Here is a 23,606-nt window from a genome sequence, read left to right as displayed (position 1 = left end):
CGACGGAATCGGGACGGCAACAGGTGGCAGGTTCGCGAACGATCCAGGGACGACGCTTCACGTCGAACGTCATCCCGTCGATGGTGATGATCGTCGACCTGTTGTGCCTGATCGTCAGCGCGCCGGTGGCGGTGATCCTCTACACCTCGATCTTCCAGCAAAACGTCGTGCCGGGCGTGCATACGGCCGCCGCCTTCATCGCGGGGATCGCCTTCTTCCTGATCCGCCAGTCGCGTGGGGTCTATGGCCAGTCGATCGTTCTGCTCCAGTCCGGCGACACCGCGGTGGCGGTCGATTATCTGATGTCGGCGCTGCTCAGCAGCGCGATCGTCTGGCAGTTCGGGCTGGTCGACGAATTCTCGCGCGGGCTGACGCTGACCTATGTCGGTGCGGTGACCGGGTTGTTGTTCGTCAGTCGCTTCGTGTTGCGCGCGGCGCTGCGGCGACTGGCCGATAGCGGGCGCATCCGCCAGCGCGTCGTCCTCTACGGCGCCGACAAGGAGACGCTGACGCGAACCTGTCGGATGCTCGACCTGCAGGCGCTGCCACAATTGCTGCTGGTCGGGGTCGCGGACGATTATACCCGCGCGGCAACGCCGCAGGCCGTGGACGATCTGCCGTTCATCGGCGGCTTCCCCGAATTGCTCGCGATGGCCCGCGACGGCGAGGTCGATCAGGTGCTGATCGCGCTGTCCGACATGACCCGCGAGCGTGTCGAGGTCATCATCGAGAAGCTGAGCGAAGTGGCGGTCGACGTCTCGCTGATCCCGCGCGAGGCGGTCGCGCTGGCGCCCGACTATCGCGTCAACTTCGTCGGGCAGATCCCGGTCCTGACGCTCTGGCAGCGACAGATGCGCGACGGCAACACGATCGTGAAGGACCTCGAGGATTTCGTCGTGGCGACGGTGGCGCTCGTCCTGCTGGCCCCGCTGCTGCTGGTGACCGCGGCGGCGATCAAGCTGACCAGCCGCGGCCCGGTGATCTTCAAGCAGCCGCGGTTCGGCTTCAACAACCGCGAGATTCTCGTCTGGAAATTCCGGTCGATGTATGTGGAACGGCAGGACGTGAGCGGGGCGGCGCGCACCACCAGGGGCGATCCGCGCGTCACGGCGGTCGGACGGCTGATCCGCAAGCTGAGTATCGACGAATTACCGCAGCTTTGGAATGTGTTGCGCGGCGAGATGTCGATCGTCGGCCCGCGCCCGCACGCCACGCATATGAAGGTCGGCGACCATTATTACTTCGACGCGGTGCGCGGCTATGCGGCGCGGCACCGCGTGAAGCCGGGAATTACCGGGCTGGCGCAGGTCCGCGGGCTGCGCGGGGAGATCCAGACGATCGATCGTGCCAAGCGTCGTGTCGAGCTGGACCGCTATTATATCGACAATTGGTCCCTGATGCTCGACCTGCGCATCATGGTCGAGACGGTCGTGAACCTGGCGTTCGACAAAAATGCCTATTGATCCCGCCCCGGCCCCCGCCCAACGCCGCGCGTTCGTCGGCATCGACTTCGATCCGCTGGATACCGATGCGGCGGTGGCATGGTTGCGGCGGATCGCGCCCGACACGCCGTTCCGATATGTCGTCACCCCCAATGTCGACCATATCGTCCGGCTGGAGGCGCTCGGCGAGCAGGATCCGGTCGGTGGCGAGCTATGGCGCGCCTATCGCGCGGCGTCGCTGGTGCTGTGCGACAGCCGGGTGCTGGCGCGACTCGCGCGCCTCTACGGAGTCAGCCTGCCGCTGGCGCCGGGCAGCGACCTGACGGTCCGGCTGTTCGCGGACGTGGCGCAGGCCGGTGATCGGATCGCGATCATCGGCGGGGATGCGCCGTTGCTGACGGCGTTGCGCGCGCGCTTCCCGACGCTCGACATCGTTCAGCATATCCCGCCGATGGGAATGCTCGGCAACCCCGACGCGCTCGCGGCGGCGGTGGCGTTCGGTCGCGAGTCGGCGGCGCGCTTCGTGCTGATCGCGGTCGGATCGCCGCAACAGGAGCTGCTTGCGGCACGGATCGCGGGCGCTGGCGGAGCGCATGGGTGTGCGCTGTGCATCGGCGCATCGCTCGACTTCATCGTCGGGCGGCAGCGCCGCGCGCCGCGCGCCGTGCAGCGGCTCGGGCTGGAATGGGCGCATCGGCTGGCATCGCAACCGGGACGATTGTGGCGGCGCTATCTGGTCGACGGTCCACGTATCTTCCGGCTGGCGCATCGCTGGCAGCGCGGCCGGAGGCGTTGAGCGAACGGTGGACGCCGGGGATCGGCGATCCGGGGGCGATCGGCTGGTTGACGGTCGCGCTCTACCTGATCGCGGCGGGGGGCTGTGCCGTGGCGGCACGCCGCGCAACGCACGACTCGGCCGGCGGCACGCGCTTCTGGGCAACGGTCGCGGTGATGATGCTGGCGCTGGGCATCAACAAGCAGCTTGACCTGCAATCGCTGTTTACCCAGCTACTTCGCGACGATGCGCGACGGCACGGCTGGTTCGCGGAACGCCGCGCCCTTCAGCTTGCGTTCATCATCGGGATCACCGCGCTGGCGCCAATAATGGCGGGCTTCGCCGTGCGCCGATTGCCCATGCTGCGCCGCAATATGCGGGTCGCCGCTGTGGGAGTTTGCTTGATCTATACTTACGTCCTGATCCGCGCTGCTTCTTTTCATCATGTCGACAAGTTCATCAACTCGACGTTACTTGGCATGCGGTGGAACTGGGTGCTGGAGATCGGCGGGATCCTGATCGTCCTGATTTCCGCAATCCGTTCCCGGCTCGCCTCGCATCACTGACCCGCCTAAGAGGTTGTAACAGGCGTCAATCCTTGCCGTCGTTTTTGTCGACCGCCGATCCGCCGTGCGTCCCGATATTGGACTGTTTCGAGAATGTTGCGTCGCATCCAAAGTGGGTCGTGCCGCGTATATCACCTCGTATCGCTTGGTGCGGCCTCCTGTCAGTGCAAAATGAGCACAGCGCAAGGAAAGCGGCATGTCGTTAAAAAGAAGATGGTTTTCGAGTCGTTAAGGTGCGATACATCGAATCATCGGGTGGCCGGGTGGCAACGGTTCATCACCGCCGCAAGGGGCGGGTCGCGTGAGTGGTACGGACGGACGTCAACAGGGTGTAAGGGGAGTTTCCAGCATGAAGAAGATTTTCTCGGCCGCAGTCGTAGCGGCGACGGTCGCAGTTTCGGCGCCGGCGATGGCAGCAACGAACATCCCGCTGACCAACAACAACGGGTCCTACACGGGTGCGTTCGCGTCGGACGCGAAGTCGGGCGAGTTCACCGACGTCTACAAGTTCACGGTGCCGACCGCGGGCTTCGTGGGTGCGAGCCTCATCACGCTCGTCTTCAACTTGCCGGGCACCGATCCGGTCGTGAACTTCGTGCTGACCAAGGTGACGCTGAATGGTGTCGAGCTGACGCTGACCCCGACCAGCACGAACAACTATCAGGCCGAGTCGCTGGCGCCGATCCCGACGAAGAACAACCCGCAGTCGCTGATCGTCTCGGGCAACGTCACGGGTGGCAGCGCGACCTACAGCGGCAACGTCGCGTTCCGTGCGACGCCGGCGGTTCCCGAGCCGGGCACCTGGGCGCTGATGATCCTCGGCTTCGGCGTCGTCGGCTATGCGATGCGTCGTCGTCCGGCAGTCCGTTTCGCGCAGGCGATCTGATTGCGATCTCGTGACGGCGCGATCGCGTCGTCGCGGTGACGATCCGAAAGACGGCGGCGTACCTTAAGGGGTACGCCGCCGTTTTGCGTCAGGTGTCCGCCGGTGATGGGGAGCGCTGCGGCAGAGCCGGGCGGGAGCATATCGCCAGTCGACCGCGACGGTAGGGTGCGGTTAGGATGGCGGTGCTACCATCCTCTCGTGACCGGAACCTGTCCCCTGACGCCCCACCTGATTCGCCGCGCCGCGACGGGCCGCCCGATGCGTTCGGGCGCGCCACGATGACGATCGGCTTCGTCATCCTGTCGCATCGCGATCCGGGGCAGTTGCTGCGGCTCGTCGCTACGCTCAACCGGCTCTACGACGCGCCGCCGATCGCCTGTCACCACGATCGCGCGCAATCCCCGATCGACGAACGCCAGTTTCCCGGCAACGTGCGCTTCGTCGATCCGAGCATCCGCACCGGCTGGGCGAAATGGTCGGTGGTGCAGGGGTTCTTCGCGGCGCTGCGGCTGCTCTACGAGCGTGACGCGCCGGATTGGTTCGTGCTGATGAGCGCGTCGGACTATCCGATCCGCCGCGCCGATGCCGTCCGCGCCGAATTGGCCGCGTCGGGCGCGGATGCGCTGATCGATTACCGCCAGATCGGCGATACGGCCGAGAGCGCCGCTGCACGCTTCGGGCCGCGCAATCCCGAGCTGGATCAATTCGAGGCTGACGGGAACCGCCGGCTCAAGCGCAGCCACTATGAGGGCGCGGAGCTTTGGTTGCCAATGCTGCGCTTCAACGACGGCGGACGGCGCGTGCGAGCGGGGCGCTATACAGTGCACTTGCCGTTCCCGACGCCGTTCCGTCCGTTCTCGCGCGCGTTTCCCTGCTTCTACGGCGATCATTGGTTCACCGGCAATGCGCGCGTCGCGCGGTTGCTGCTGGCGCCGACCCCGCAGCATCTGAGGCTGCAGAGGCACCTGACCATGCGGACCAGCCCCGACGAATGCTATTTTCAGACGGTGCTGTGCAACGAGCCGGGGCTGACGCTGGTGCGCGACAATCGCCGCTACGCGCAATGGAACGGCGGCGGGGCGCATCCGCAATTGCTGACCGAAGCCGATCTCGACGGCATCTACGCGTCCGACGCGCATTTCGCGCGCAAGTTCGCGCATGACGCGCCGGTGCTCGATGCCATCGACGCGATGCTGTTCGGCTGAGCTGCCCGCATCGCGATGGGAAGATTGCGCCAATTGCTCGGATGGCCGCCGCCGCGCCGCGCCGCGATCCCGGCCGGGATGCGGGTCTATGCGATCGGAGACGTACATGGCCGGGCCGACTTGCTGGAGCCATTGCTCGGGTGGATCGTCGAGGACCATCACCGTCGCGGTGGGGAGGCGACGCTGCACATCGTGACGATCGGCGACGTGATCGATCGCGGGCCGGCGTCGGCGAAGGTCATCGAGTTGCTGACCGCGGAGGATCGCAGCGGCGCACATCGCTATTTCCTGTGCGGCAATCACGAGGAAATGCTGCTTGCGATCCTGGATGGCGAGAGCGAGGGCGTCGCACGCTGGCTGGATCATGGCGGGGCGGAAACGCTGGAGAGCTATGGCGTCGACCCGACACGCTTCTGGGACGATCCCGAAGCACTGCCGCGCGTCCTGCGCGCCGCGATCCCGTCGCGTCACATCGCCTTCCTGCGTGCGATGCTCGAGCAGGTGCGAATCGGCGACTACCTCTTCGTTCATGCCGGCATCCGCCCCGGCGTGCCGATCGAGGAGCAGACCGCGCGCGACCTGCGATGGATCCGCAAGGACTTTCTGAACAGCGCGGCCGATCATGGGCCGGTGGTGGTGCATGGGCACACGATCGTGCCGAGGGTCGACTATCGCCACAATAGGATCGCGATCGACACGGGAGCCTATCGCACCGGGCGACTGACCGCCCTCGGGCTGGAAGGCGAGGCGCGCTGGACGCTGACCAGTCGGCTCGATCAGGCGTGATGCGCGCTTTTCTCCCGGGCCATTCGCGCCTAGCCCCGCGCGAATGATCATCTTCGTTCTCGCACGCGCCGACAATGGCGTCATCGGTGTGGATGGCCGGCTGCCATGGCGGCTGCCGGCGGATCTCAAGCGCTTCAAGGCGCTGACCATGGGCACGCCGATGGTGATGGGGCGCAAGACCTTCGAGAGCTTTCCCGCGCCGCTGCCCGGGCGGCGGCACATCGTCCTGACGCGCGATCGGGGCTGGTCGGCGGTCGGCGCGGAGGTGGCGCATGATATCGGGTCGGCGCTGGCGCTCGCAGGGGGGGGCGACGTCACCGTCGTGGGCGGTGCGGAGATCTACGCGCTGCTGCTCGATCGTGCCGACCGGATCGAGTTGACCGAGGTGCATTGCGCGCCCGAGGGCGACGCGGTCGTGCCGGCGTTCACCGGCTGGCGCGAAGTGGCGCGGATCGCACATCCGGCGGACGGCGAGCGGCCGGGCTATGATTTCGTGACGCTGGTACGGTGACGGCGCAGGCGCTAAGGGCGGCCGATGCAGCGGCTTGACGGCGGCGCGGCGGTGCCTGACGCCCTGGCGGGCGCGATCGTCGCGCTGGGCAATTTCGACGGTTTTCACCTGGGGCATCAGGCGGTGGTGGCGCGGGCGGTCGATCGCGCGCGCGCCGAGGGGCGGCCGGCCTTGGTCGCGACCTTCGATCCGCATCCCGTCCGCCACTTCCGCCCCGATGCCGCGCCGTTTCGGCTGACCACGCTCGACCAGCGCGCGCGGTTGTTTGCCGACGCGGGGGCGGACGGTATGGTGGTGTTCCATTTCGACGCCGCGCTCGCCGCGTTGCCGGCCGATGTATTCATTGCCGAGCGGCTGATCGGGGCATTGCGGGTCGCGGGGGTGGTCACGGGGGAAGATTTCACCTTCGGTCACGCCAAGAGCGGGAATATCGCGACGTTGCGCGCGGCGGGCGAGCGTGCCGGCTTTTCGGTCGATACCGTCGGGGCGGTGCTGCTGGATGGCGAGCCGGTGTCGTCGACGCGAATCCGCGCGGCGCTTCGCGGCGGCGATCCGCGCGGCGCGGCGCGGCTGCTGACGCGGCCGTTCGCGATCGAGGGAATCGTCCAGCACGGCGACAAGCTGGGGCGGACGATCGGCTATCCGACCGCAAACCTCGATATGGGGCCGTATCTGCGCCCGGCGTACGGGATCTATGCGGTGCGCGGGCGGCTCGCGGATGGGCGAATGCTCAAGGGGGCGGCGAATCTGGGCGTGCGTCCGACGTTCGATCCGCCGAAAGAGCTGCTGGAGCCATTTTTCTTCAACTTCGCCGGCGACCTGTACGGTCAGCTGCTGGAGGTCGAGCTGATCGAGTGGCTGCGCGCCGAGGCGAAGTTCGACAGCCTCGACGCGCTGGTCGCGCAGATGGACCTGGACTGCGCCCGCGCGCGCGAGTTGCTGGCGGACTGACCCGCCGTTAAGGCTAAGAGACACATGGCCGACGCATCCGACACCACGCGCGACTGGCGCGACACCGTATTCCTGCCGCAGACCGGCTTTCCGATGAAGGCCGGGCTGGCGCAGAAGGAGCCTGCGATCCTCGACCGCTGGAAGCGGATCGGGCTGTACCAGCAGCTGCGCGCGCAGCGGCTGGGCCGCGAGCGGTTCATCCTCCACGACGGCCCGCCCTATGCCAATGGCGACATCCACATGGGCCATGCGATGAACAAGGTGCTGAAGGACGTGATCGTCCGCAGCCGTTCGCTGATGGGCTATGACGCGCCCTACGTGCCGGGCTGGGATTGCCACGGGCTGCCGATCGAGTGGAAGGTCGAGGAAGCGTATCGCGCGAAGAAGCTCGACAAGGATCAGGTGCCGGTCGCGCAATTCCGCGCCGAATGCCGCGCCTATGCCGAGAAGTGGGTGGCGGTGCAGCGCGACGAGTTCGAGCGGCTGGGCGTGATGGGCGATTGGGACGATCCCTATTTGACCATGAAGTTCGAGGCCGAGGCGACCATCGCGGGCGAGCTGCTGAAGTTCGCCGAGAGCGGCCAGCTGTATCGCGGGGCCAAGCCGGTGATGTGGAGCCCGGTCGAGAAGACCGCGCTGGCCGAGGCCGAGGTCGAATATGAGGATATCGTCTCGACGCAGATCGACGTCGGGTTCGAGGTGATCGACTGCCCCGAATATCCGGGGCTGGCGGGCACGCTGGCGGTGATCTGGACGACCACGCCGTGGACGATCCCGGTCAACCAGGCGCTCGCCTACGGGTCGGCCATCGACTACCTGCAGTTCGAGCATGACGGGCGGCGCTATCTGGTCGCCGAGCCGCTGATGCCGGCCTTCACCAAGCGCACCGGCATCCCGATGGGTAAGATCATCGCGCTCATCAAGGGCCCGGTGCTGGAGGGCGCGACCGCGCAGCATCCCATGCACGCGCTCGGCGGCTTCTTCGCGACGCCGCGGCCGTTTCTTGAGGGCGCGTTCGTCACCACCGATGCCGGTACGGGGCTGGTCCATATGGCGCCGGATCATGGCGAGGACGACTTCCTGCTGTGCAAGGCGCACGGGATCGAGCCGGTGTTCGCGGTCGATGGGGCTGGCATGTACCGCGCCGACTGGGCGTGGCTCGGCGGTCAGGGCAGCGTCATCAACAAGAAGTTCGTCAGCGCCGAGGGGCCGATCTGTTCGGACCTGCGCGCGGCGGGCGGGTTGCTGGCGGCGAGCGACGATTTCGCGCACAGTTATCCGCATTCGTGGCGGTCGAAGGCGAAGGTGATCTTCCGCGCGACCCCGCAATGGTTCATTCCGATGGACGACAAGCCCTCTCCCCTCCGGGGAGAGGGTAGGGGTGAGGGGCGGAGCCTCGCAGAGAGTGCCGGTCTCGGTGAGACCTCGGCCCCTCACCCAACCCTCTCCCCGGAGGGGAGAGGGCTTGAAGGCAACGCCGCCACGCTCCGCGAACTCGCGCTGGACGCGATCTCCCGCACGCAATGGGTGCCGACGCGCGCCGAGAATCGTATCCGCGCGATGGTCGAGGGGCGCCCGGACTGGGTCATCAGCCGCCAGCGCGCCTGGGGCGTGCCGATCGCGCTCTACGTGCATCGCCAGAGCGGGCAATATCTCTACGATCCGGCAGTCAACGCGCGGATCATCGCCGCCTTCCGCGAGAGCGGCGCGGATGCGTGGTTCACCGCCGACCATCAGGCGCTGCTAGGCGACCGCTACGAGGTCGCCGATTACGAGCCGGTCAACGACATTCTCGACGTATGGTTCGACTCGGGCTCGACCCACGCGTTCGTCGTCGAGGCGCGTTATGGCGAGGGCACGCGCGCGAACCTGTATGTCGAGGGCTCGGATCAGCATCGCGGCTGGTTCCAGTCGTCGCTGCTGGAAAGCTGTGGGACGCGCGGGCGTGCGCCGTACGACGCGGTGCTGACGCACGGCTTCGCGCTCGACGGGCAGGGGCGCAAGATGTCCAAGTCGCTCGGCAATGTCGTCGATCCGCTCAAGGTGATCGGCGAATCGGGTGCGGACATCCTGCGGTTGTGGGCGGTGTCGACCGACTATTTCGACGACGTGCGGATCGGCAAGGAAGTTCTGGCCACATCCTCCGATGCGTATCGCAAGCTGCGTAACACGTTCCGCTATCTGCTCGGTGCGCTCGATGGCTTCAGCGACGACGAGCGGGTGCCGGTCGCCGAGATGCCGGAGCTGGAGCGCTACATGCTCCACCTGCTCCATGCGCTCGACCGCGAGCTGAAGGACGCGGCGACGTCCTATGAGTTCAACCGCTACGTCCGACGGCTGACCGATTTCTGCAACGAGGATCTGTCGGCGTTCTTCTTCGACGTGCGCAAGGACTCGCTCTATTGCGATGCGCCGACCGACGTGAAGCGCCGGGCGTATCGCACGATGCTCGACGTGCTGTTCCATGCGCTGGTGCGCTATGCCGCGCCGGTGCTGGTCTTCACCGCCGAGGAAGTGTGGCAGACGCGCTTCCCGGCCGACGACAGTTCGGTGCACTTTCTCGAATGGCCGACGCTGCCCGACGAGGCAGGCGAGGATGTCGCGCAGCGCTGGCTTGAGGTGCGTCGCCTGCGCGAGCGGGTGACCGAGGCGATCGAGCCGCTGCGCCGCGAGAAGACGATCCGCTCGAGCCTGGAGGCGGAAGTGACCGTCTCCGAATCGCCGCTGTCGGCCGAGGCGCTGGCGGAGGTGTTCATCGTCGCCAAGGTGAGCGAGGCACCGACCATCGAGGTGGCGCGCACCGATTATCACAAATGCGGGCGCTGCTGGCGGCACCTGCCCGAGGTGACGAGCGATGGCGATCTCTGCGCGCGCTGCGCCGACGTGACGGGGACGGCAGCGTGATTCCGCGCGCCGGATTGCTGCTGGCCGGAATGGTGTTCGCGGTCGACCAGCTCGTCAAATGGCTGGTCACCGGGCCGCTGCAAATCGATTTCCTTGGCGCGTATCGCACTCTGCTGCCGATCTTCGACCTGCGTTTCACAAAAAACGAAGGCGTGTCGCTGGGGATGCTGCGCGCCGAGACCGACACGACGCGCTGGCTGCTGGTCGCCTTCACCGCCGCGATCGCGATCGCGGTGGCGGTATGGATGTTCCGCGAGCGCAAGCGCGCCGACCAGCTCGCGCTCGGGCTGGTGCTGGGCGGTGCGCTCGGCAACATCGTCGACCGCGTGCGGCTCGGCTATGTGGTCGATTTCGCCGATCTGCACTTCGGCGAGTGGCGGCCGTTCCTGGTCTTCAACGTCGCCGATGCCGCGATCACGATCGGCGTGCTGATTCTGCTGGTGCGCGCGCTCCTGATCCGCGAGAAGCGCGACGATGTTTCGGAGAATGTCCATGCGTAAGTCTGTGGTGGTGGTGGCCGGGATGGCGGCGCTGGGGCTGCTCGCCGGCTGCGGCAAGCGCGGCTACGACCGCGCCCGCCCCGACGAGTTCGCGGTGGCGCGGCAGGCGCCGCTGATCATCCCGCCCGATTTCGCGCTGGTGCCGCCGCAGCCGGGTGCCGCGCGGACGCAGGGCAACAACCCGCAGGCGCAGGCGATCGAGGCGCTGTTCGGCGGCCCGGCGGCGCGCAGCGCGGGTGAGGCGGGCGTGGTCGAGCAGGCCGGCGGCGCGAGCGCGTCGACGCCGGGCATCCGCTCGGGCGTCGGCGATCCGGCGACGAACGTGATCGACAAGGGGCAGACCACCAGCGACATCGTCGCCGCGCCGCAGGGCGACGGGCAGGACGCGCGCGCGTCGGTGGGTGGGGCGGCGGCTCCGGCGCAACCGGCGCCCGCACAGCCGACGCCGCAGCAGTAAGTCCAGCCGTCGCCCCTGCGAAGGCAGGGGCCTATGTCTGCTTCGTCAAATCGAGCCATCTGACATAGGCGCGTCGCGAACTGTGTCAGATCGCTCGGTTGCATTCGACAGACATGGGTCCCTGCCTGCGCAGGGACGACGGTAGGAGATCGCTTGGGTTATCCCGGATCAAGTCCGGGGCGATGGCGTCTCCGCGCCCGGCCAGCTCCGCACATAAATGTCGCGCTGCGCGAACGGCATCCCGATTCCGGCATCGCGGAACATGATCCACAGGCGGTTGAGCACGTCCGAGCGGACGTTGCCGACGCCGCTCTCCGGATCGCTGATCCACGCGAGGATCTCATGCTCCGCGCCGTCGGTGCCGAACGCGGTCAGCCACACATTGGGTTTTGGCGAATCGAGCACGCGCGGCGACTCGCGCGCGGCGCGCAGCATCAGCGCCTGCGCCGCCTGCAGGTCGCAGTCATAGGGCACGCGCACCGGGATGCGGACGCGGACGTTGCGATCGGTGTACGACCAGTTCTCGACCTCGCGAGTCATCAGATCCTCGTTCGGGATCAAATGCTCCTTGCCGTCGCGCGTGACGACCGACACCGCACGGACGCCGATCTTGTTGACCCAGCCGAAGCTGGTGCCGACCGCGATCACGTCGCCGGGCTTGATCGAGCGGTCGAGCAGCAGGATGATCCCGGCGATCAGATTGCCGATCGTCTTCTGCATCCCGAACCCGACCGCGAGTCCGAACGCGCCCGAGAAGACCGCGAAGGCGGTGAGGTCGATCCCGAGCAGGTCGATCCCGAACAGAAAGGCGAAGACCACCACAACGATCCCGGCGATCTTCTGCGCCAGCACCTTCTGCGTCGGGTCGAGCGCGCGGGCGTGGGCGATCGTATGCGCGGTCAGGCGGTTGGCGACGCGCACCGCCGCCATCAGCGCGACGATGATGACCAGCACCTCGATCAGCGAGAGCAGCGACAGGCGGCGGCTGCCGACCCGTACCCCGATCGCGTCCAGCGTGGTGGTGATCGGCTCCAGCCCGCCGACCGCATGGCTGAACAGCGCGGTGAACACGACCAGCTCGACGACATAGGCCGCCCAGCGCGGGATGCCGACGCCGCGCATCAGCTGGTGCGCGGTCAGCGTCCCCGCGGCGGCCATCGCGAAGCCGATCGCGGCGGCGGGCAGCGGCCCCCAAGGCCAGACGGCGTAGATCAGCGCGAGCAGCAGCGCGGCGCTGCCGTGACGGATGATCGTCGCGATGCGCGGGCTCAGCCCCTCGACATGCGCGCCGACCCGCGCGCGCCACCAGGCGGCGGTGCGCGCGCCGACGATCCGCTGCGCCATCACGCCCAGCGCCAGTGCCGCGAGCACCAGCGCGCCGGCCGCCGCCAGCTCGATCAGGTCGGCCTGTGCCGGCACCATCTCGAACAGCGGCGCGAGATCGGTCACGCCTGCGCCGCGCGCCATGCCGCCAGCCCGCGTTCGAGGTCGGCGATCAGGTCGTCGGGGTCTTCGAGCCCGATCTGCAACCGCACCAGCGGCCCGGCGAAGTCGGGGGTGGTGGCGGTGCGGTGGCGCTGCGGGTCGATCGGGACCGCAAGGCTCTCGAACCCGCCCCAGCTGTAGCCGATCCCGAACAGGTCGAGCGTGTCGATCAGTGCGCAGCGCGCCGTGTCGCCGCCACCCGCCAGCACGAACGCGAACAGCCCCGCCGCGCCCTTGAAGTCGCGCTGCCACCGGTCGTGGCCGGGGCAGGAGGGAAGCGCGGGGTGGAGCACGCGCGCGACCTCCGGGCGGGCCACCAGCCATTCGGCGATGCGCAGCGCGCTCGCTTCGTGGCGGTCGAGCCGGACGCCCATCGTGCGCAGGCCGCGGCTGGCGAGATAGGCGTCGTCGGCGCTCACCACCTGCCCGAGCTGGAAGCTGGTGTCGCGCAATGCGGCGAAGCGGCCCGGCCCGGCGGTGACCGATCCCATCATCACGTCGGAATGGCCGCCGATGTACTTGGTGCAGGCAAGGATCGAATAATCGACGCCCAGCTCGATGACCGGAAACAGCAGCGGCGTCGCCCAGGTGTTGTCGATGACGGTCGCGACCCCGCGCGCCTTCGCGGCGGCGACGATCGCGGGGACGTCCTGCACCTCGAAGGTCAGGCTGCCGGGGCTTTCCATGAAGATCACGCGCGTGCGCTCGCCGATCAGTTCGGCGATGCCCGCGCCGATCAGCGGATCGTAATAGCGCGTCGTCACCCCCATCCGCGCCAGCAGCTTGTCGGCAATCGCGCGGGTCGGGTCATAGGCGCTGTCGACCAGCAGCAACTCGTCACCCGGCGACAGCAGCGTCAGCAGGCACGCCGATACCGCCGCGACGCCGGAGGGATAGAGGAACGTGCCCTCCGCGCCCGGCTCCAGTTCGGTCAGCGCGTCGGCGAGGCTCCACTGCGTCGGCGTGCCGCGGCGGCCGTAGAACAGCCGGTGGTGGGTATCGCGCGCCCCGGTCGCCCGCAAATGCGCGACATCGTCGTAAAGGATCGTCGAGGCGCGCCAGACCGGCGTGTTGACCACGCCCGCGGTCCATTCCTTGCGCCGTCCGCCGGTGACCAGCCGCGTTGCCGGTCGGATGTCGTCGCGCGCGCTCATGCGTCCCCCGTCGCCTTGGGGGTGGCGGGATCGCCGCCCCATTCGGTCCAGCTGCCGTCATAGACCGCCGCCTCGCGTCCGAGCAGATGCGCGCCGAACGCCAGCACGCTGGCCGTGATCCCCGAGCCGCAGGTCATCGCCAGCGGGCGGTCGAGATCGACCCCGGCCGCGGTGAAGGCGGCGGCGAGCGCCTCGCCCTGCTTCCAGGTCCCGTCGGCGTCGAAGAGCTGTGGATAGGGCAGGTTGCGCGCGCCCGGAATATGGCCGGGCGCGACGCCGGGGCGCGGATCGGCCTCCGCGCCGGTGAAGCGCGCCGCCGAACGGGCGTCGACGATCTGCGCGCTGCCGTCCTGCTGGAGCGCGCGCATCGCGGCGAGATCGAGCAGGCCGATACCCGAAGCCGGCACCTCGACGATGGTCGGCGCGACCGGCGGGGCACCTTGCTCCAGCGGACGCCCTTCGGCCTTCCATTTCGCAAACCCGCCGTCGAGCAGAACGACATCGGTGAAGCCGAACGCGCGCAGCATCACCCAGGCGCGTGCGGCGGTGCGGTGCGGTGCGTCGTCGTAAAGCACGATCCGGTCATCGCTGCGCAGCCCGAGCCGCCCCCCCTGCGCCGCGAAATGCGCGGCGTCGGGCATGGTGGAGGGCAGTGGCGCATCCGGCGCGTTGAAGCCGGCGAGGTCCATGAAGGTCGCGCCCGGGATATGCCCGGCGGCGAAGTCGGCGGCGGCGTCACGCGGCGCTTCGCCGGGCAAGCCGACGTGGTAGCTGGCATCGAGGATGCGCAGCCCCGGCGTGCCCGCGTGCGCGGCGAGCCATTCGGTGGAGACGAGAGCGGTCATGCCCCTCTCCATAGCGCCACCGCGACCGCTGGGAACAGGTCGCAATTGCCCCCGCCACGCCTTATGTGCGCGCGCATGAACCCGATGCATCTTGGCCAGACCAGCACCCTGCCCGCCTCTCCCGAAGAAGCGGTGCTCGATTACGTCCCCAATCCGCGCCCGGCGCAGACCTATCTGGTGCGCTTCACCCAGCCCGAATTCACCTCGCTGTGCCCGGTGACCGGTCAGCCCGATTTCGCGCATCTGGTGATCGACTATGCGCCGGCGGCGACGATCGTCGAGTCCAAGTCGCTGAAACTGTTCCTCGGCTCGTTCCGCAACCATGCCGCCTTCCACGAGGATTGCACGGTGGGGATCGGCGAGCGGCTGTTCCGCGAGATGCAGCCGCAATGGCTGCGGATCGGCGGCTATTGGTATCCGCGGGGGGGAATGCCGATCGACGTCTTCTGGCAGTCGGGGGCAGCGCCCACCGATTTGTGGCTGCCCGATCAGGGGGTCGCGCCGTATTGCGGACGGGGGTGATTGATCGCGATCAACCGGTTCGGCTATGCTGCAATGCGGAAATATGGCAACCTTTCGTCAGAAAGAGGGTTCACTTTCCGAACACGCGCGCATCGGGCGCCGTATCCATCGCAAAGGCAAGGGGATGAAGCAGTCGACCGGGGCGGTGAACGTCGGGCATATCGCGCTGATCGGTAACTTCCTGCCGCGAAAGTGCGGGATCGCGACCTTTACCACGGACACCTACCAGGCACTGCGGGCGCGCTTCCCTGACATGCAGGTCGACGTCTACGCGATGGACGATCATCCCGGCCGCTACGATTATCCCGCGGCGGTGGTCGGCACGATCCCGCAGCACGACCGCGACGCCTATGTCGCCACCGCCCGCGCGATCGAGAACAGCGGCGCGCAGGTGCTCTGGCTCCAACACGAATATGGCATCTTCGGCGGCGAGGCGGGCGGACACATCCTTGCGTTGCTCGACCGCGTGTCGCTGCCGCTGATCGTCACGCTGCACACCGTGCTCGAAAAGCCGAGCGCTGCGGAGCGGACGGTGCTGGAGGGGCTGCTGCGCCGCGCCGCCAAGGTGATCGTGATGGCCGAGCGCGGACGCGAGATTCTCGAGCGCGTGTATGGCGCCAATCCGAAGCAGATCGCGACGATCCCGCATGGCGTCCCCGACCGGCCGTTCGCCGAGCCGGACGCGTTCAAGGCGCGCTTCGGCTGGGACGGTCGCCGCGTGATCCTGACCTTCGGGCTGCTCGCGCCGGGCAAGGGGATCGAGACGATCATCGAGGCGATGCCGTCGGTGGTCGAGCGGCACCCGGAGGCGATGTACGTCGTGCTGGGCGCGACGCATCCCAATCTGGTCGCGCACGAGGGCGAAAAGTATCGCGACTCGCTGAAGGCGCGTGCCGAGGAGCTGGGGGTCGGCGCGAACGTCGCGTTCATCGACGCCTTCGTGGATCATGACGACCTGATCGACTATCTCCAGGCGGCGGACATCTACGCCACGCCGTATCTGAACCCCGCGCAGATCACGAGCGGCACGCTCAGCTATGCGGTCGGCGTCGGCAAGGCGGTGGTGTCCACCCCCTATGTCCATGCCACCGAAATCCTTGCCGACGGACACGGCGTATTGGTCGATTTCCGTGACCCGGCCGCGTTCGCACGCGAGATCAACGACCTGCTCGGCAGCGCGCGCAATCTCGCGCGGCTGTCGGCCCGGGCTTATGCGCGGGGCCGGACGATGATCTGGCCGCGCGTGGTGGAGAAGGCAATGGACGAACTGATGGCCAGCCTGTCGACGCGCACGCAGCGGCTTCCACACCCCGGCAAGGCCGACAAACAGGTGTTGGCTCCTGACATCGCGGCGGTCGAGCGGATGAGCGATGCGACGGGGATGCTCCAGCATTCGATCTTCTCGGTGCCCGATCGCCGCCACGGCTATTGCATCGACGACAACGCCCGCGCGCTGATGCTGATGAGCGCGATCGACGATCTCGACGCCGAGACGCGCGACAAATGGATGACGATCTATGCGTCGTTCGTGCAGTTCGCGTGGAACCCCGACGCGCGGCGCTTCCGCAACTTCATGAACTTCGACCGGACGTGGTGCGAGGACGTCGGCTCCGAGGATTCGAACGGCCGCGCGCTGTGGGCGCTGGGCGTCACCGCGCGCGATGCGCACGAGCCCAAGCACCGCGACTGGGCGACCGCGATGTTCGACAACACCGCCAGCCTCGCGCTCGACCTCGGCAGCCCGCGCGCGCAGGCGTTCGCGATGCTCGGCGCGGCAGCGATGCTGGAGGCATCGCCGGGGCATGAGATGGCGTTGCAGATCCTGCGCCGCTTCCCCGACGAGCACCTCGCCTTGCTCGACGAAGCACGGCGCCCCGAATGGTGCTGGTTCGAGATCGTGCTCGCCTATGACAATGCGCGGCTCCCCGAGGCGATGCTGCGCGCCGGTCTGGCGCTCAACCGCGCCGATCTGATCGCGTGCGGGCTCGATACGCTCGACTGGATCGTCGCGCGCCAGACCGCGCCGGAGGGGCATTTTCGCGCGGTCGGGTCGGAGAGCTTCGGGCGGGTGTACGAGGACCCGTTGCCGTTCGACCAGCAACCGCTGGAGGCACAGGCGACGATCGACGCCTGCGCCGCGGCGTTCGATGCGACCGGTGACGCGCGCTGGTACGCCGAGGCGAAGCGCGCCTACGACTGGTATCTCGGGGTCAACGACCTCGACCTGCCGCTGGCGACGCAGCGCGACGGCGGCTGTTTCGACGGGCTGATGCCGACCGGCCTCAACCGCAATCAGGGCGCTGAGTCGATCCTTGCGTTACAAATGGCGTCCTGTGCGATTTCGGGGCTTTCAAAGCGCGTTGGAAAAGTGGCAGGGACGGTGCGCGTCTCCGCCTGACGGCAGCGACGTTCGCGTTCGACGTCCCTAAAGACGAGGCTGGTCCTTGGAGCTGTTCAACCACCGGCTGCGCCTGCACGCCGATCCGTCGCGTGTCGTGGTGCGCCCCTTTCACATCGGCTGGATCGCCAATGCCAACGGCGTCAGCCGGTCGCAGCGGCTGATCAGCGAGGTCATGGACATGTCGCCGCAGGAGGCGCGTGACCAGCTCGACCTGGTGCTGAAGGATTTCGAGGCGCGCCACTGGCAGACGCGGCGCGTGTTCATGACCCGCTACGATGAGATCGCGGCGGCGCACGATCTGGACGGCAGCCGCATCTCGGACGAGAAAAGGCAGCTGATCGGCGCCTATTTCTGCCACGAATACAGCTATGCCGCCGCCGCGCTGATGAATCCCAGCGCCGTCCCGCATCCCGATCAGTCGGGGATGGAGGACGGGGCGCAGCGCATCGTGATGTCGCTGCGCGCGGTGGGTGAGGGGCATATCTCCTCGGTCGCGTTCCGCGAGGGGATCATCACCAGCAACAACGAATTGAAGCTGGCGCCCGAACCACCGTTCGCGACCGCCACCGATGCGACGGGCACCGACGAGGAAGCGCCGCCGAGCGGGCCGGTGACGGTCTATCGCCATCGTGACAGCACGCTGTCGGGCACGGTGATCTTCCCGATCACGGATGCGCAATCCAAGGGTCTGGAAGACCTTCGGCTCGTGCATTTCACGCACGACGACGGGACGCAGGAGTGGCTGGGGACCTACACCGCCTATAATGGCGCGACGATCCAGTCCGAGCTGCTGCGGACGCGTGATTTCCGCGCCTTCGACCTGATCCCGATGACCGGCAGCGCGGCGCGCAACAAGGGCATCGCGTTGTTCCCGCGCAAGGTGGGCGGCGAATATCTGTCGATCGGACGGCAGGACGGCGAGAACCTCTACCTGCTGCGCACCGACGACCTGACGCATTGGGACGATGGCGAGTTGATCCTCAAGCCGGTGTTTCCATGGGAGTTCGTCCAGATCGGCAATTGCGGGCCGCCGATCGAGATCGACGAGGGCTGGTTGCTGCTGACGCACGGCGTCGGCGCGATGCGCAAATATTCGATCGGCGCGGCGTTGCTCGACAAGGACAATCCGGCGCGAATCATCGGACGGACGCGCTCGCCGATATTGGCGGCGGCGGATCAGGACCGCGAGGGCTATGTGCCGAACGTCGTCTATACGTGCGGCGCGATGAAGCATGGCGACAAGCTGTTCATGCCGTACGGCATCGCCGACAGCTCGGTCGGGTTCGCGTTCGTGTCGATCAAGGAATTGCTGGAAAAGATGTGACCGGTCGCCGCCGCGTCTGGCGAAGCCGACGGCGGCAATGCGCGGCCCACGGGCCGCGCAGCGACCGGTCCGGCCGGCGGGTCGGCTTGGCCGATCCCGTCCGACGTCAGGCCGGCGGCTTTGCCGTCGGCGGTTTTGATCCGATCATCAACGCCTTCGTCACCCCGGACTTGATCCGGGGTCCCGCTTTCTCGCTGATGGGAGATAAGAAGCGGGGCCCCGGATCAAGTCCGGGGCGACGGGTGAGGGTAGGTTACGCCTTTGCCGCGGTCTTCTTGGCGGGCGCCTTCTTGGCCGCGGGCGCTTTCTTCGCGGCTGGCTTCTTCGCCGCCGCTTTCTTTGCGGGCGCCTTCTTCTTCGCCTTCGATGGGCCCGCCGCGGCGCGGTCGTCGATCAGTTGCGCGGCTTCCTCCAGCGTCAACTGGTCGGGGGCGATCGTCTTCGGCAGCGTCGCATTGGTCGTGCCGTCCGTGACATAGGGGCCATAGCGGCCCTCCATCAGCTTGATCTCCGCCTCGGTACGCGGGTGAGCCCCGAGCACCTTGAGCGGTGCACGGGCGGCACCGCGCGCTGGGCGCCCGCCGCCCGCCGCCGCCTCGGCCAGCTTGACGACCGCGGCGTTCATGCCGGTCTCGAACACCTCCGATGTTGACGAAAGTCGCGCATATTTGCCGTCATGTACGAGGTACGGACCATAGCGGCCGATGCTGGCGTTGATGGGCAGACCCGTCTCCGGATGTTGTCCGATGGTACGCGGAAGGTTCAACAAACGCAGCGCCATCTCGAGATCGAGTTCGCCGATGTCCTTCGGGATCGACGCGCGCTTCGCCTCCTTGCCCTCGCCGAGCTGGATGTACGGGCCGAAACGCCCGCTCTTGCGCTCGACCGGCAACCCGGTCTCGGGATCCTGCCCGAGCGTCTCCGGCCCGCTGTCCTCCGCCGCCGCGTCGCCGCCCTGCGCGAAGCGGCGCGTGAACTTGCAGTCGGGATAGTTGCTGCACGCGATGAACGCCCCGAACTTGCCGCCGCGCAGCGCGAGCTGCCCGGCATGGCAGGCCGGGCACAGCCGCGGGTCGCTGCCATCGGCCTTTTCGGGAAACAGGTATGGCGCGAGGAACTGGTCGAGCGCGGCGGTGACCTCGCTCGGCTTCTGCTCCATCACCTCGGCGGTGCGCGGCTTGAAGTCGCGCCAGAACGCCTCGAGCACCGCCTGCCATTGCGCGCGGCCGCCGGACACGTCGTCCAGCTCTTCCTCCAGCTCGGCGGTGAAGTCGAAGCCGACATATTTCTCGAAGAAGCGCTCGAGAAAGGCCGTCACCAGCCGGCCCGATTCCTCGGCGAAGAAGCGGTTCTTCTCGACGCGGACATAGGCGCGATCCTTGAGCGTCTTGATGATCGAGGCATAGGTCGACGGGCGACCGATCCCCAATTCTTCCATCCGCTTGACCAGCGACGCTTCGGAGAAGCGGGGGGGCGGCTGGGTGAAATGCTGCTCGGCGACGACGTCCTTCTTCGCCGGGCTGTCGCCCTCGCGCATCCGCGGCAGGCGCTTGGCGTCCTCATCCTGACTGTCGTCTTGCCCTTCCTCATAGAGCGCGAGATAGCCGGGGAAGAGCACCACCTGCCCGGTCGCGCGCAGCACGTTGCGCCCGGTGCCGTCGGCCAGCTCGATCGTGGTGCGCTCCATCCGCGCCGAGGCCATCTGCGACGCGAGCGCGCGCTTCCACACCAGATCGTACAGCCGGGCGTGATCGCCCGAGCCGACGCGGTCCTTCGAAAAGTCGGTCGGGCGGATCGCCTCGTGCGCTTCCTGCGCGTTCTTGGCCTTGGTTTGATATTGCCGCGGCTTGTCGGGGACGTAGCCGCCATCATAACGGTCGGCGATCGCAGCGCGCGCGGCGGAGATGGCGCTGCCGTCCATCTGCACGCCGTCGGTCCGCATATAGGTGATCGCGCCATCCTCGTAGAGCTGCTGCGCGATCCGCATCGTGTGATCGGCGGAGAAGCCGAGCTTGCGCGCCGCCTCCTGCTGGAGCGTCGAGGTGGTGAAGGGCGGCGGCGGGTTGCGCGTCGCGGGCTTGGTCTCGACCGACTGGACCGAGAAATTGCCGGCCTCGACGTCGGCTTTCGCCTTGAGCGCATCGCCCTCGTTACCGATCGACAGGCGATCGAGCTTCTTGCCCTGCCATTGCACCAGCCGCGCGGCGAACGGCGTGCCGTCCTGCTCCATGCTGGCGATCACCGACCAATATTCCTGCGCGCGGAACGCCTCGATCTCGCGCTCGCGGTCGACGATCAGCCGAAGCGCGACCGACTGGACGCGGCCGGCCGACTTGGCGCCGGGCAGCTTGCGCCACAGCACCGGCGATAGCGTGAAGCCGACCAGATAATCGAGCGCGCGGCGCGCGCGATAGGCGTCGATCAGGTCGGTATCGAGATCGCGCGGCGCCTGCATCGCCTGCGTCACCGCCTGTTTGGTGATCGCGTTGAAGGTGACGCGCTGGACGTCCTTGGGCAGCGCCTTGCGCTTGGCGAGCACCTCCTGGACGTGCCACGAAATCGCCTCGCCCTCGCGATCGGGGTCAGTGGCGAGGATCAGGCGGTCGGCGGTCTTGGCGAGATCGGCGATCGCCTTCAGCTGCTTGGTCTTGTCGGCGTAGTTTTCCCACTCCATCGCGAACCCCGCGTCGGGGTTCACCGAACCGTCGCGCGGCGGCAGGTCGCGGACGTGGCCGTAGCTGGCGAGGACGCGATAGTCCGAGCCGAGATACTTCTCGATGGTTTTGGCCTTGGCGGGCGATTCGACGATGACGAGCTGCATTGTTGCCTAACTAGGGAGCCTCACACGTACGTGCGAGGGTGAAGGGGAGCGGCGGGGGGCGTCAAGTCCGGAGCGGTGGGGCAGGCGACGACCGGCCGGTCAGTCTTCAGGTGACTGACGACCAGTAATTTTGACGAAATACTCTCAGACGTCGCCCCGGACTTGATCCGGGGTCCCGCTTCTTCTTCGCGGCCGAGGGAAAAAGCGGGATCCCGGATCAAGTCCGGGATGACGGTGGCCGGATAATAATACCCACCGACCGCCCCCTGGCGGCGACGGTGGCTCAGCAAAGGCTCACCCGTCCACCGGCGTGGCGTTCCAGCCGTCCGGCGAGTTCGCGTTCCAGCAACACCATCTGCACCACCGCGGGCGCGCAGCCGGATTGGCGGACCAGTTCGTCGACTGCGACCGGCACCGGGCCGAGCAGCGCGGCGATCCGCGCGCGTTCGGTGTCGGTGGCGTCTTCGGGTGGGGGGGCACCCCAGCGCGGTGCCTGCGCGCGAACCGCAGCGCGGGCGTCGATCGGTCGGATTTGTTCGAGGACATCGGCGGCGTTCTGGATCAGCGTCGCACCGTCGCGGATCAGCGCGTTGCAGCCCTGCGCGCGCGGATCGGACGGGTGGCCGGGCACCGCCATCACCTCGCGGCCCTGCTCGCCGGCCAGCCGCGCGGTGATGAGCGAGCCCGATTTCGGCGCAGCCTCGACCACGACGGTGCCGAACGCGAGCCCGGCGATGATGCGGTTGCGGTGCGGGAAGTGGCGCGCGCGCGGTTCGGTGCCCGGCGGCATTTCGGCGATCAACAGCGCTTGCGTCGCGATCCGTTCCTGAAGCGCTTCGTTTTCGGGCGGATAGACGACATCGATCCCGCCTGCGATCACCGCGATCGTCGCGGCCCCCGCCCCGTCGTGCGCGGCGGTGTCGATCCCGCGCGCAAGGCCGGAGACGACGCTCGCCCCCTCCGCCGCGAGTTCCTGCGCCAGTCCGCGCGCGAAGCGGCACGCCGCCGCCGAGGCGTTGCGGGCGCCGACCAGGGCGACCGGCGTGCGCTCCAGCAGCGACAGGTCGCCGCGCACGGTGAGCACCGCAGGGGCGCCGTCGATCCCGGCAAGCAGCGCGGGATAGTCAGGATCACCGAGGAACAGCAGTCGCGCGCCGAGCCGGTCGACCAGCTGCCGCTCGCGTTCGACGGCCGCGACGGATGGCGGTGCGGGAATGCGTCCGCCGCCACGCCGGGCGAGATCGGGCAAGGCGTCGAGCGCCGCGGCGGCGGTGCCGAACCGCGCCAGCAATTGTCGGTAACTGACCGGCCCGATCGACGGCGTGCGGATCAGCCGCAGCCGCGCAATCGTGTCATCCACCGGTGTCTCCGGCCACCTCGCCGTCGGCCGGCGTGGTCTTCGAGCCGCCGACGCGCGGCTCGGTCCCGTCGACCAGCCGCGCGATATTGGCGCGGTGCTTCCACAGCACGATCGCCGCGAGCGCCATCAGCAACGGCACGAGATCGAAGTCGCCGAGAATCGCGGCGGTCACCGGGGTGCTGATCGCCGCCGCCATCCCCGCGAGCGACGAGATGCGCGTGATCGCCAGCAGCCCCAGCCACAGGATCGCGAACACCAGCCCCAGTGGCCAGCCGAGCCCGAGCGCGACGCCCATCAGCGTCGCGACGCCCTTGCCGCCGCGGAACCGCAGCCACACCGGATAGCAATGGCCGACCAGCGCGCCCGCCGCGGCCAGCGGTTGCTCGCCGGGCCACAACCAGGCGACCAGCAGCACCGCGCCGAGCCCCTTGGCAAGATCGAGTAGCAAGGTCGCCGCCGCCAACCCCTTGCGCCCGGTACGGAGCACGTTGGTGGCGCCGATATTGCCCGAGCCGATCTGGCGCAGGTCGCCCGCGCCCGTGATCCGCGTCAACACGACACCGAACGGGATCGAGCCGAGCAGATAGCCGATCAGTAAGGCCGCGGCGGGCGCTATCCAGATGATCTCGGTCGGCAGTGTTCGATCCCCCTCGACCGCGATCTTTAGCCGAAACATTTCGGGTACGCCACCGGCAGCGTTGCCCGAACCAA

The 23,606-nt window shown here is 67.9% G+C and carries 20 protein-coding genes; 14 read left to right on the top strand and 6 right to left on the bottom strand.

The genetic code is table 11. The features are described from left to right. Positions 1-23 precede the first annotated feature (23 nt). The 11 genes from PGN12_01230 to PGN12_01180 all read left to right on the top strand — a co-directional run bounded on the left by PGN12_01230 (position 24) and on the right by PGN12_01180 (position 10,983). Positions 24-1,463, top strand: coding sequence for an undecaprenyl-phosphate glucose phosphotransferase (locus PGN12_01230; GenBank protein ID MEH3102515.1), 1,440 nt, complete (start codon positions 24-26; stop codon positions 1,461-1,463). Beyond that, positions 1,453-2,238 carry a WecB/TagA/CpsF family glycosyltransferase gene (locus PGN12_01225; protein MEH3102514.1) on the top strand — a complete coding sequence of 262 codons (786 nt, stop codon included), beginning with the start codon at positions 1,453-1,455 and terminating at the stop codon, positions 2,236-2,238. The genes PGN12_01230 and PGN12_01225 overlap by 11 nt, the downstream gene beginning before the upstream one ends. A gap of 47 nt (positions 2,239-2,285) precedes the next feature. Next, positions 2,286-2,783, top strand: coding sequence for a hypothetical protein (locus PGN12_01220; protein MEH3102513.1), 498 nt, complete (start codon positions 2,286-2,288; stop codon positions 2,781-2,783). Positions 2,784-3,132: 349 nt separating this feature from the next. Continuing rightward, positions 3,133-3,669, top strand: coding sequence for an FxDxF family PEP-CTERM protein (locus tag PGN12_01215; protein ID MEH3102512.1), 537 nt, complete (start codon positions 3,133-3,135; stop codon positions 3,667-3,669). A 278-nt stretch (positions 3,670-3,947) separates the two neighbouring features. Continuing rightward, positions 3,948-4,874: a hypothetical protein gene (locus PGN12_01210; protein ID MEH3102511.1), complete on the top strand. Its 927-nt coding sequence runs from the start codon at positions 3,948-3,950 to the stop codon at positions 4,872-4,874. A gap of 33 nt (positions 4,875-4,907) precedes the next feature. Continuing rightward, positions 4,908-5,660 (top strand): metallophosphoesterase, encoded by a 753-nt coding sequence (locus PGN12_01205; protein ID MEH3102510.1) that lies wholly within the window; start codon positions 4,908-4,910, stop codon positions 5,658-5,660. 43 nt (positions 5,661-5,703) lie between these two features. After that, positions 5,704-6,171 carry a dihydrofolate reductase gene (locus PGN12_01200; protein ID MEH3102509.1) on the top strand — a complete coding sequence of 156 codons (468 nt, stop codon included), beginning with the start codon at positions 5,704-5,706 and terminating at the stop codon, positions 6,169-6,171. A 24-nt stretch (positions 6,172-6,195) separates the two neighbouring features. Continuing rightward, on the top strand, positions 6,196-7,122 hold the full coding sequence (locus PGN12_01195) for a bifunctional riboflavin kinase/FAD synthetase (GenBank protein MEH3102508.1): 927 nt from the start codon (positions 6,196-6,198) through the stop codon (positions 7,120-7,122). A gap of 24 nt (positions 7,123-7,146) precedes the next feature. Then, entirely contained in the window at positions 7,147-10,026 is a 2,880-nt protein-coding gene (gene ileS / locus PGN12_01190) for an isoleucine--tRNA ligase (GenBank protein MEH3102507.1), read from the top strand. A 29-nt stretch (positions 10,027-10,055) separates the two neighbouring features. Then, complete coding sequence (gene lspA, locus PGN12_01185; protein MEH3102506.1) at positions 10,056-10,526, top strand: signal peptidase II; 471 nt, start codon at positions 10,056-10,058, stop codon at positions 10,524-10,526. Next, the gene (locus tag PGN12_01180; GenBank protein ID MEH3102505.1) at positions 10,519-10,983 is read left to right on the top strand and encodes a DUF3035 domain-containing protein; all 465 of its coding nucleotides are present in this window, start codon (positions 10,519-10,521) and stop codon (positions 10,981-10,983) included. Before lspA ends, PGN12_01180 begins: the two co-directional genes overlap by 8 nt. Positions 10,984-11,151: 168 nt before the next feature. Here PGN12_01180 and PGN12_01175 read toward each other — a convergent pair whose 3' ends face one another. Genes PGN12_01175 through PGN12_01165 form a run of 3 tightly spaced genes read right to left on the bottom strand, consistent with a single transcriptional unit; the run spans position 11,152 to position 14,467 of the window. Continuing rightward, complete coding sequence (locus PGN12_01175) at positions 11,152-12,450, bottom strand: mechanosensitive ion channel (protein MEH3102504.1); 1,299 nt, start codon at positions 12,448-12,450, stop codon at positions 11,152-11,154. Beyond that, positions 12,429-13,622 (bottom strand): cystathionine beta-lyase, encoded by a 1,194-nt coding sequence (gene metC, locus PGN12_01170; protein ID MEH3102503.1) that lies wholly within the window; start codon positions 13,620-13,622, stop codon positions 12,429-12,431. Before metC ends, PGN12_01175 begins: the two co-directional genes overlap by 22 nt. Continuing rightward, the gene (locus PGN12_01165; GenBank protein ID MEH3102502.1) at positions 13,619-14,467 is read right to left on the bottom strand and encodes a sulfurtransferase; all 849 of its coding nucleotides are present in this window, start codon (positions 14,465-14,467) and stop codon (positions 13,619-13,621) included. The genes metC and PGN12_01165 overlap by 4 nt, the downstream gene beginning before the upstream one ends. Positions 14,468-14,542: 75 nt before the next feature. Between PGN12_01165 and queF the strand changes: the two genes are divergently transcribed. From queF to PGN12_01150, 3 genes are all read left to right on the top strand, one after another. Beyond that, on the top strand, positions 14,543-14,989 hold the full coding sequence (queF, locus tag PGN12_01160; GenBank protein ID MEH3102501.1) for a preQ(1) synthase: 447 nt from the start codon (positions 14,543-14,545) through the stop codon (positions 14,987-14,989). Positions 14,990-15,113: 124 nt separating this feature from the next. Beyond that, positions 15,114-17,387, top strand: coding sequence for a glycosyltransferase family 4 protein (locus PGN12_01155; protein ID MEH3102500.1), 2,274 nt, complete (start codon positions 15,114-15,116; stop codon positions 17,385-17,387). A gap of 46 nt (positions 17,388-17,433) precedes the next feature. Further along, positions 17,434-18,714, top strand: coding sequence for a glycoside hydrolase family 130 protein (locus PGN12_01150; protein MEH3102499.1), 1,281 nt, complete (start codon positions 17,434-17,436; stop codon positions 18,712-18,714). 253 nt (positions 18,715-18,967) lie between these two features. On the opposite strand, the gene topA is transcribed toward PGN12_01150, so the two are convergent. The 3 genes from topA to plsY all read right to left on the bottom strand — a co-directional run bounded on the left by topA (position 18,968) and on the right by plsY (position 23,571). Beyond that, complete coding sequence (topA, locus tag PGN12_01145) at positions 18,968-21,535, bottom strand: type I DNA topoisomerase (protein ID MEH3102498.1); 2,568 nt, start codon at positions 21,533-21,535, stop codon at positions 18,968-18,970. A gap of 283 nt (positions 21,536-21,818) precedes the next feature. After that, positions 21,819-22,895 carry a DNA-processing protein DprA gene (dprA, locus tag PGN12_01140; GenBank protein MEH3102497.1) on the bottom strand — a complete coding sequence of 359 codons (1,077 nt, stop codon included), beginning with the start codon at positions 22,893-22,895 and terminating at the stop codon, positions 21,819-21,821. Continuing rightward, a complete protein-coding gene (gene plsY, locus PGN12_01135) occupies positions 22,888-23,571 on the bottom strand; it encodes a glycerol-3-phosphate 1-O-acyltransferase PlsY (GenBank protein MEH3102496.1) in 684 nt (227 codons plus the stop codon). The genes dprA and plsY overlap by 8 nt, the downstream gene beginning before the upstream one ends. Between the last annotated feature and the right edge of the window lie 35 nt (positions 23,572-23,606).

It is taken from the genome of Sphingomonas phyllosphaerae, assembly GCA_036946405.1.
Classification (GTDB): Bacteria; Pseudomonadota; Alphaproteobacteria; order Sphingomonadales; family Sphingomonadaceae; genus Sphingomonas; species Sphingomonas phyllosphaerae_D.
This window is presented reverse-complemented; position numbering and strand designations above follow the sequence as displayed.

Coding starts and splice junctions, on each gene's coding strand:
- plsY (MEH3102496.1), bottom strand. CDS start 23,571: ATGTTTCGGCTAAAGATCGCGGTCGAGGGGGATCGAACACTGCCGACC.
- lspA (MEH3102506.1), top strand. CDS start 10,056: ATGGTGTTCGCGGTCGACCAGCTCGTCAAATGGCTGGTCACCGGGCCG.
- topA (MEH3102498.1), bottom strand. CDS start 21,535: ATGCAGCTCGTCATCGTCGAATCGCCCGCCAAGGCCAAAACCATCGAG.
- ileS (MEH3102507.1), top strand. CDS start 7,147: ATGGCCGACGCATCCGACACCACGCGCGACTGGCGCGACACCGTATTC.
- PGN12_01155 (MEH3102500.1), top strand. CDS start 15,114: ATGAAGCAGTCGACCGGGGCGGTGAACGTCGGGCATATCGCGCTGATC.
- metC (MEH3102503.1), bottom strand. CDS start 13,622: ATGAGCGCGCGCGACGACATCCGACCGGCAACGCGGCTGGTCACCGGC.
- PGN12_01200 (MEH3102509.1), top strand. CDS start 5,704: ATGATCATCTTCGTTCTCGCACGCGCCGACAATGGCGTCATCGGTGTG.
- PGN12_01210 (MEH3102511.1), top strand. CDS start 3,948: ATGACGATCGGCTTCGTCATCCTGTCGCATCGCGATCCGGGGCAGTTG.
- PGN12_01175 (MEH3102504.1), bottom strand. CDS start 12,450: ATGGCGCGCGGCGCAGGCGTGACCGATCTCGCGCCGCTGTTCGAGATG.
- queF (MEH3102501.1), top strand. CDS start 14,543: ATGAACCCGATGCATCTTGGCCAGACCAGCACCCTGCCCGCCTCTCCC.
- PGN12_01165 (MEH3102502.1), bottom strand. CDS start 14,467: ATGACCGCTCTCGTCTCCACCGAATGGCTCGCCGCGCACGCGGGCACG.
- PGN12_01180 (MEH3102505.1), top strand. CDS start 10,519: ATGCGTAAGTCTGTGGTGGTGGTGGCCGGGATGGCGGCGCTGGGGCTG.
- PGN12_01225 (MEH3102514.1), top strand. CDS start 1,453: ATGCCTATTGATCCCGCCCCGGCCCCCGCCCAACGCCGCGCGTTCGTC.
- PGN12_01195 (MEH3102508.1), top strand. CDS start 6,196: ATGCAGCGGCTTGACGGCGGCGCGGCGGTGCCTGACGCCCTGGCGGGC.
- PGN12_01215 (MEH3102512.1), top strand. CDS start 3,133: ATGAAGAAGATTTTCTCGGCCGCAGTCGTAGCGGCGACGGTCGCAGTT.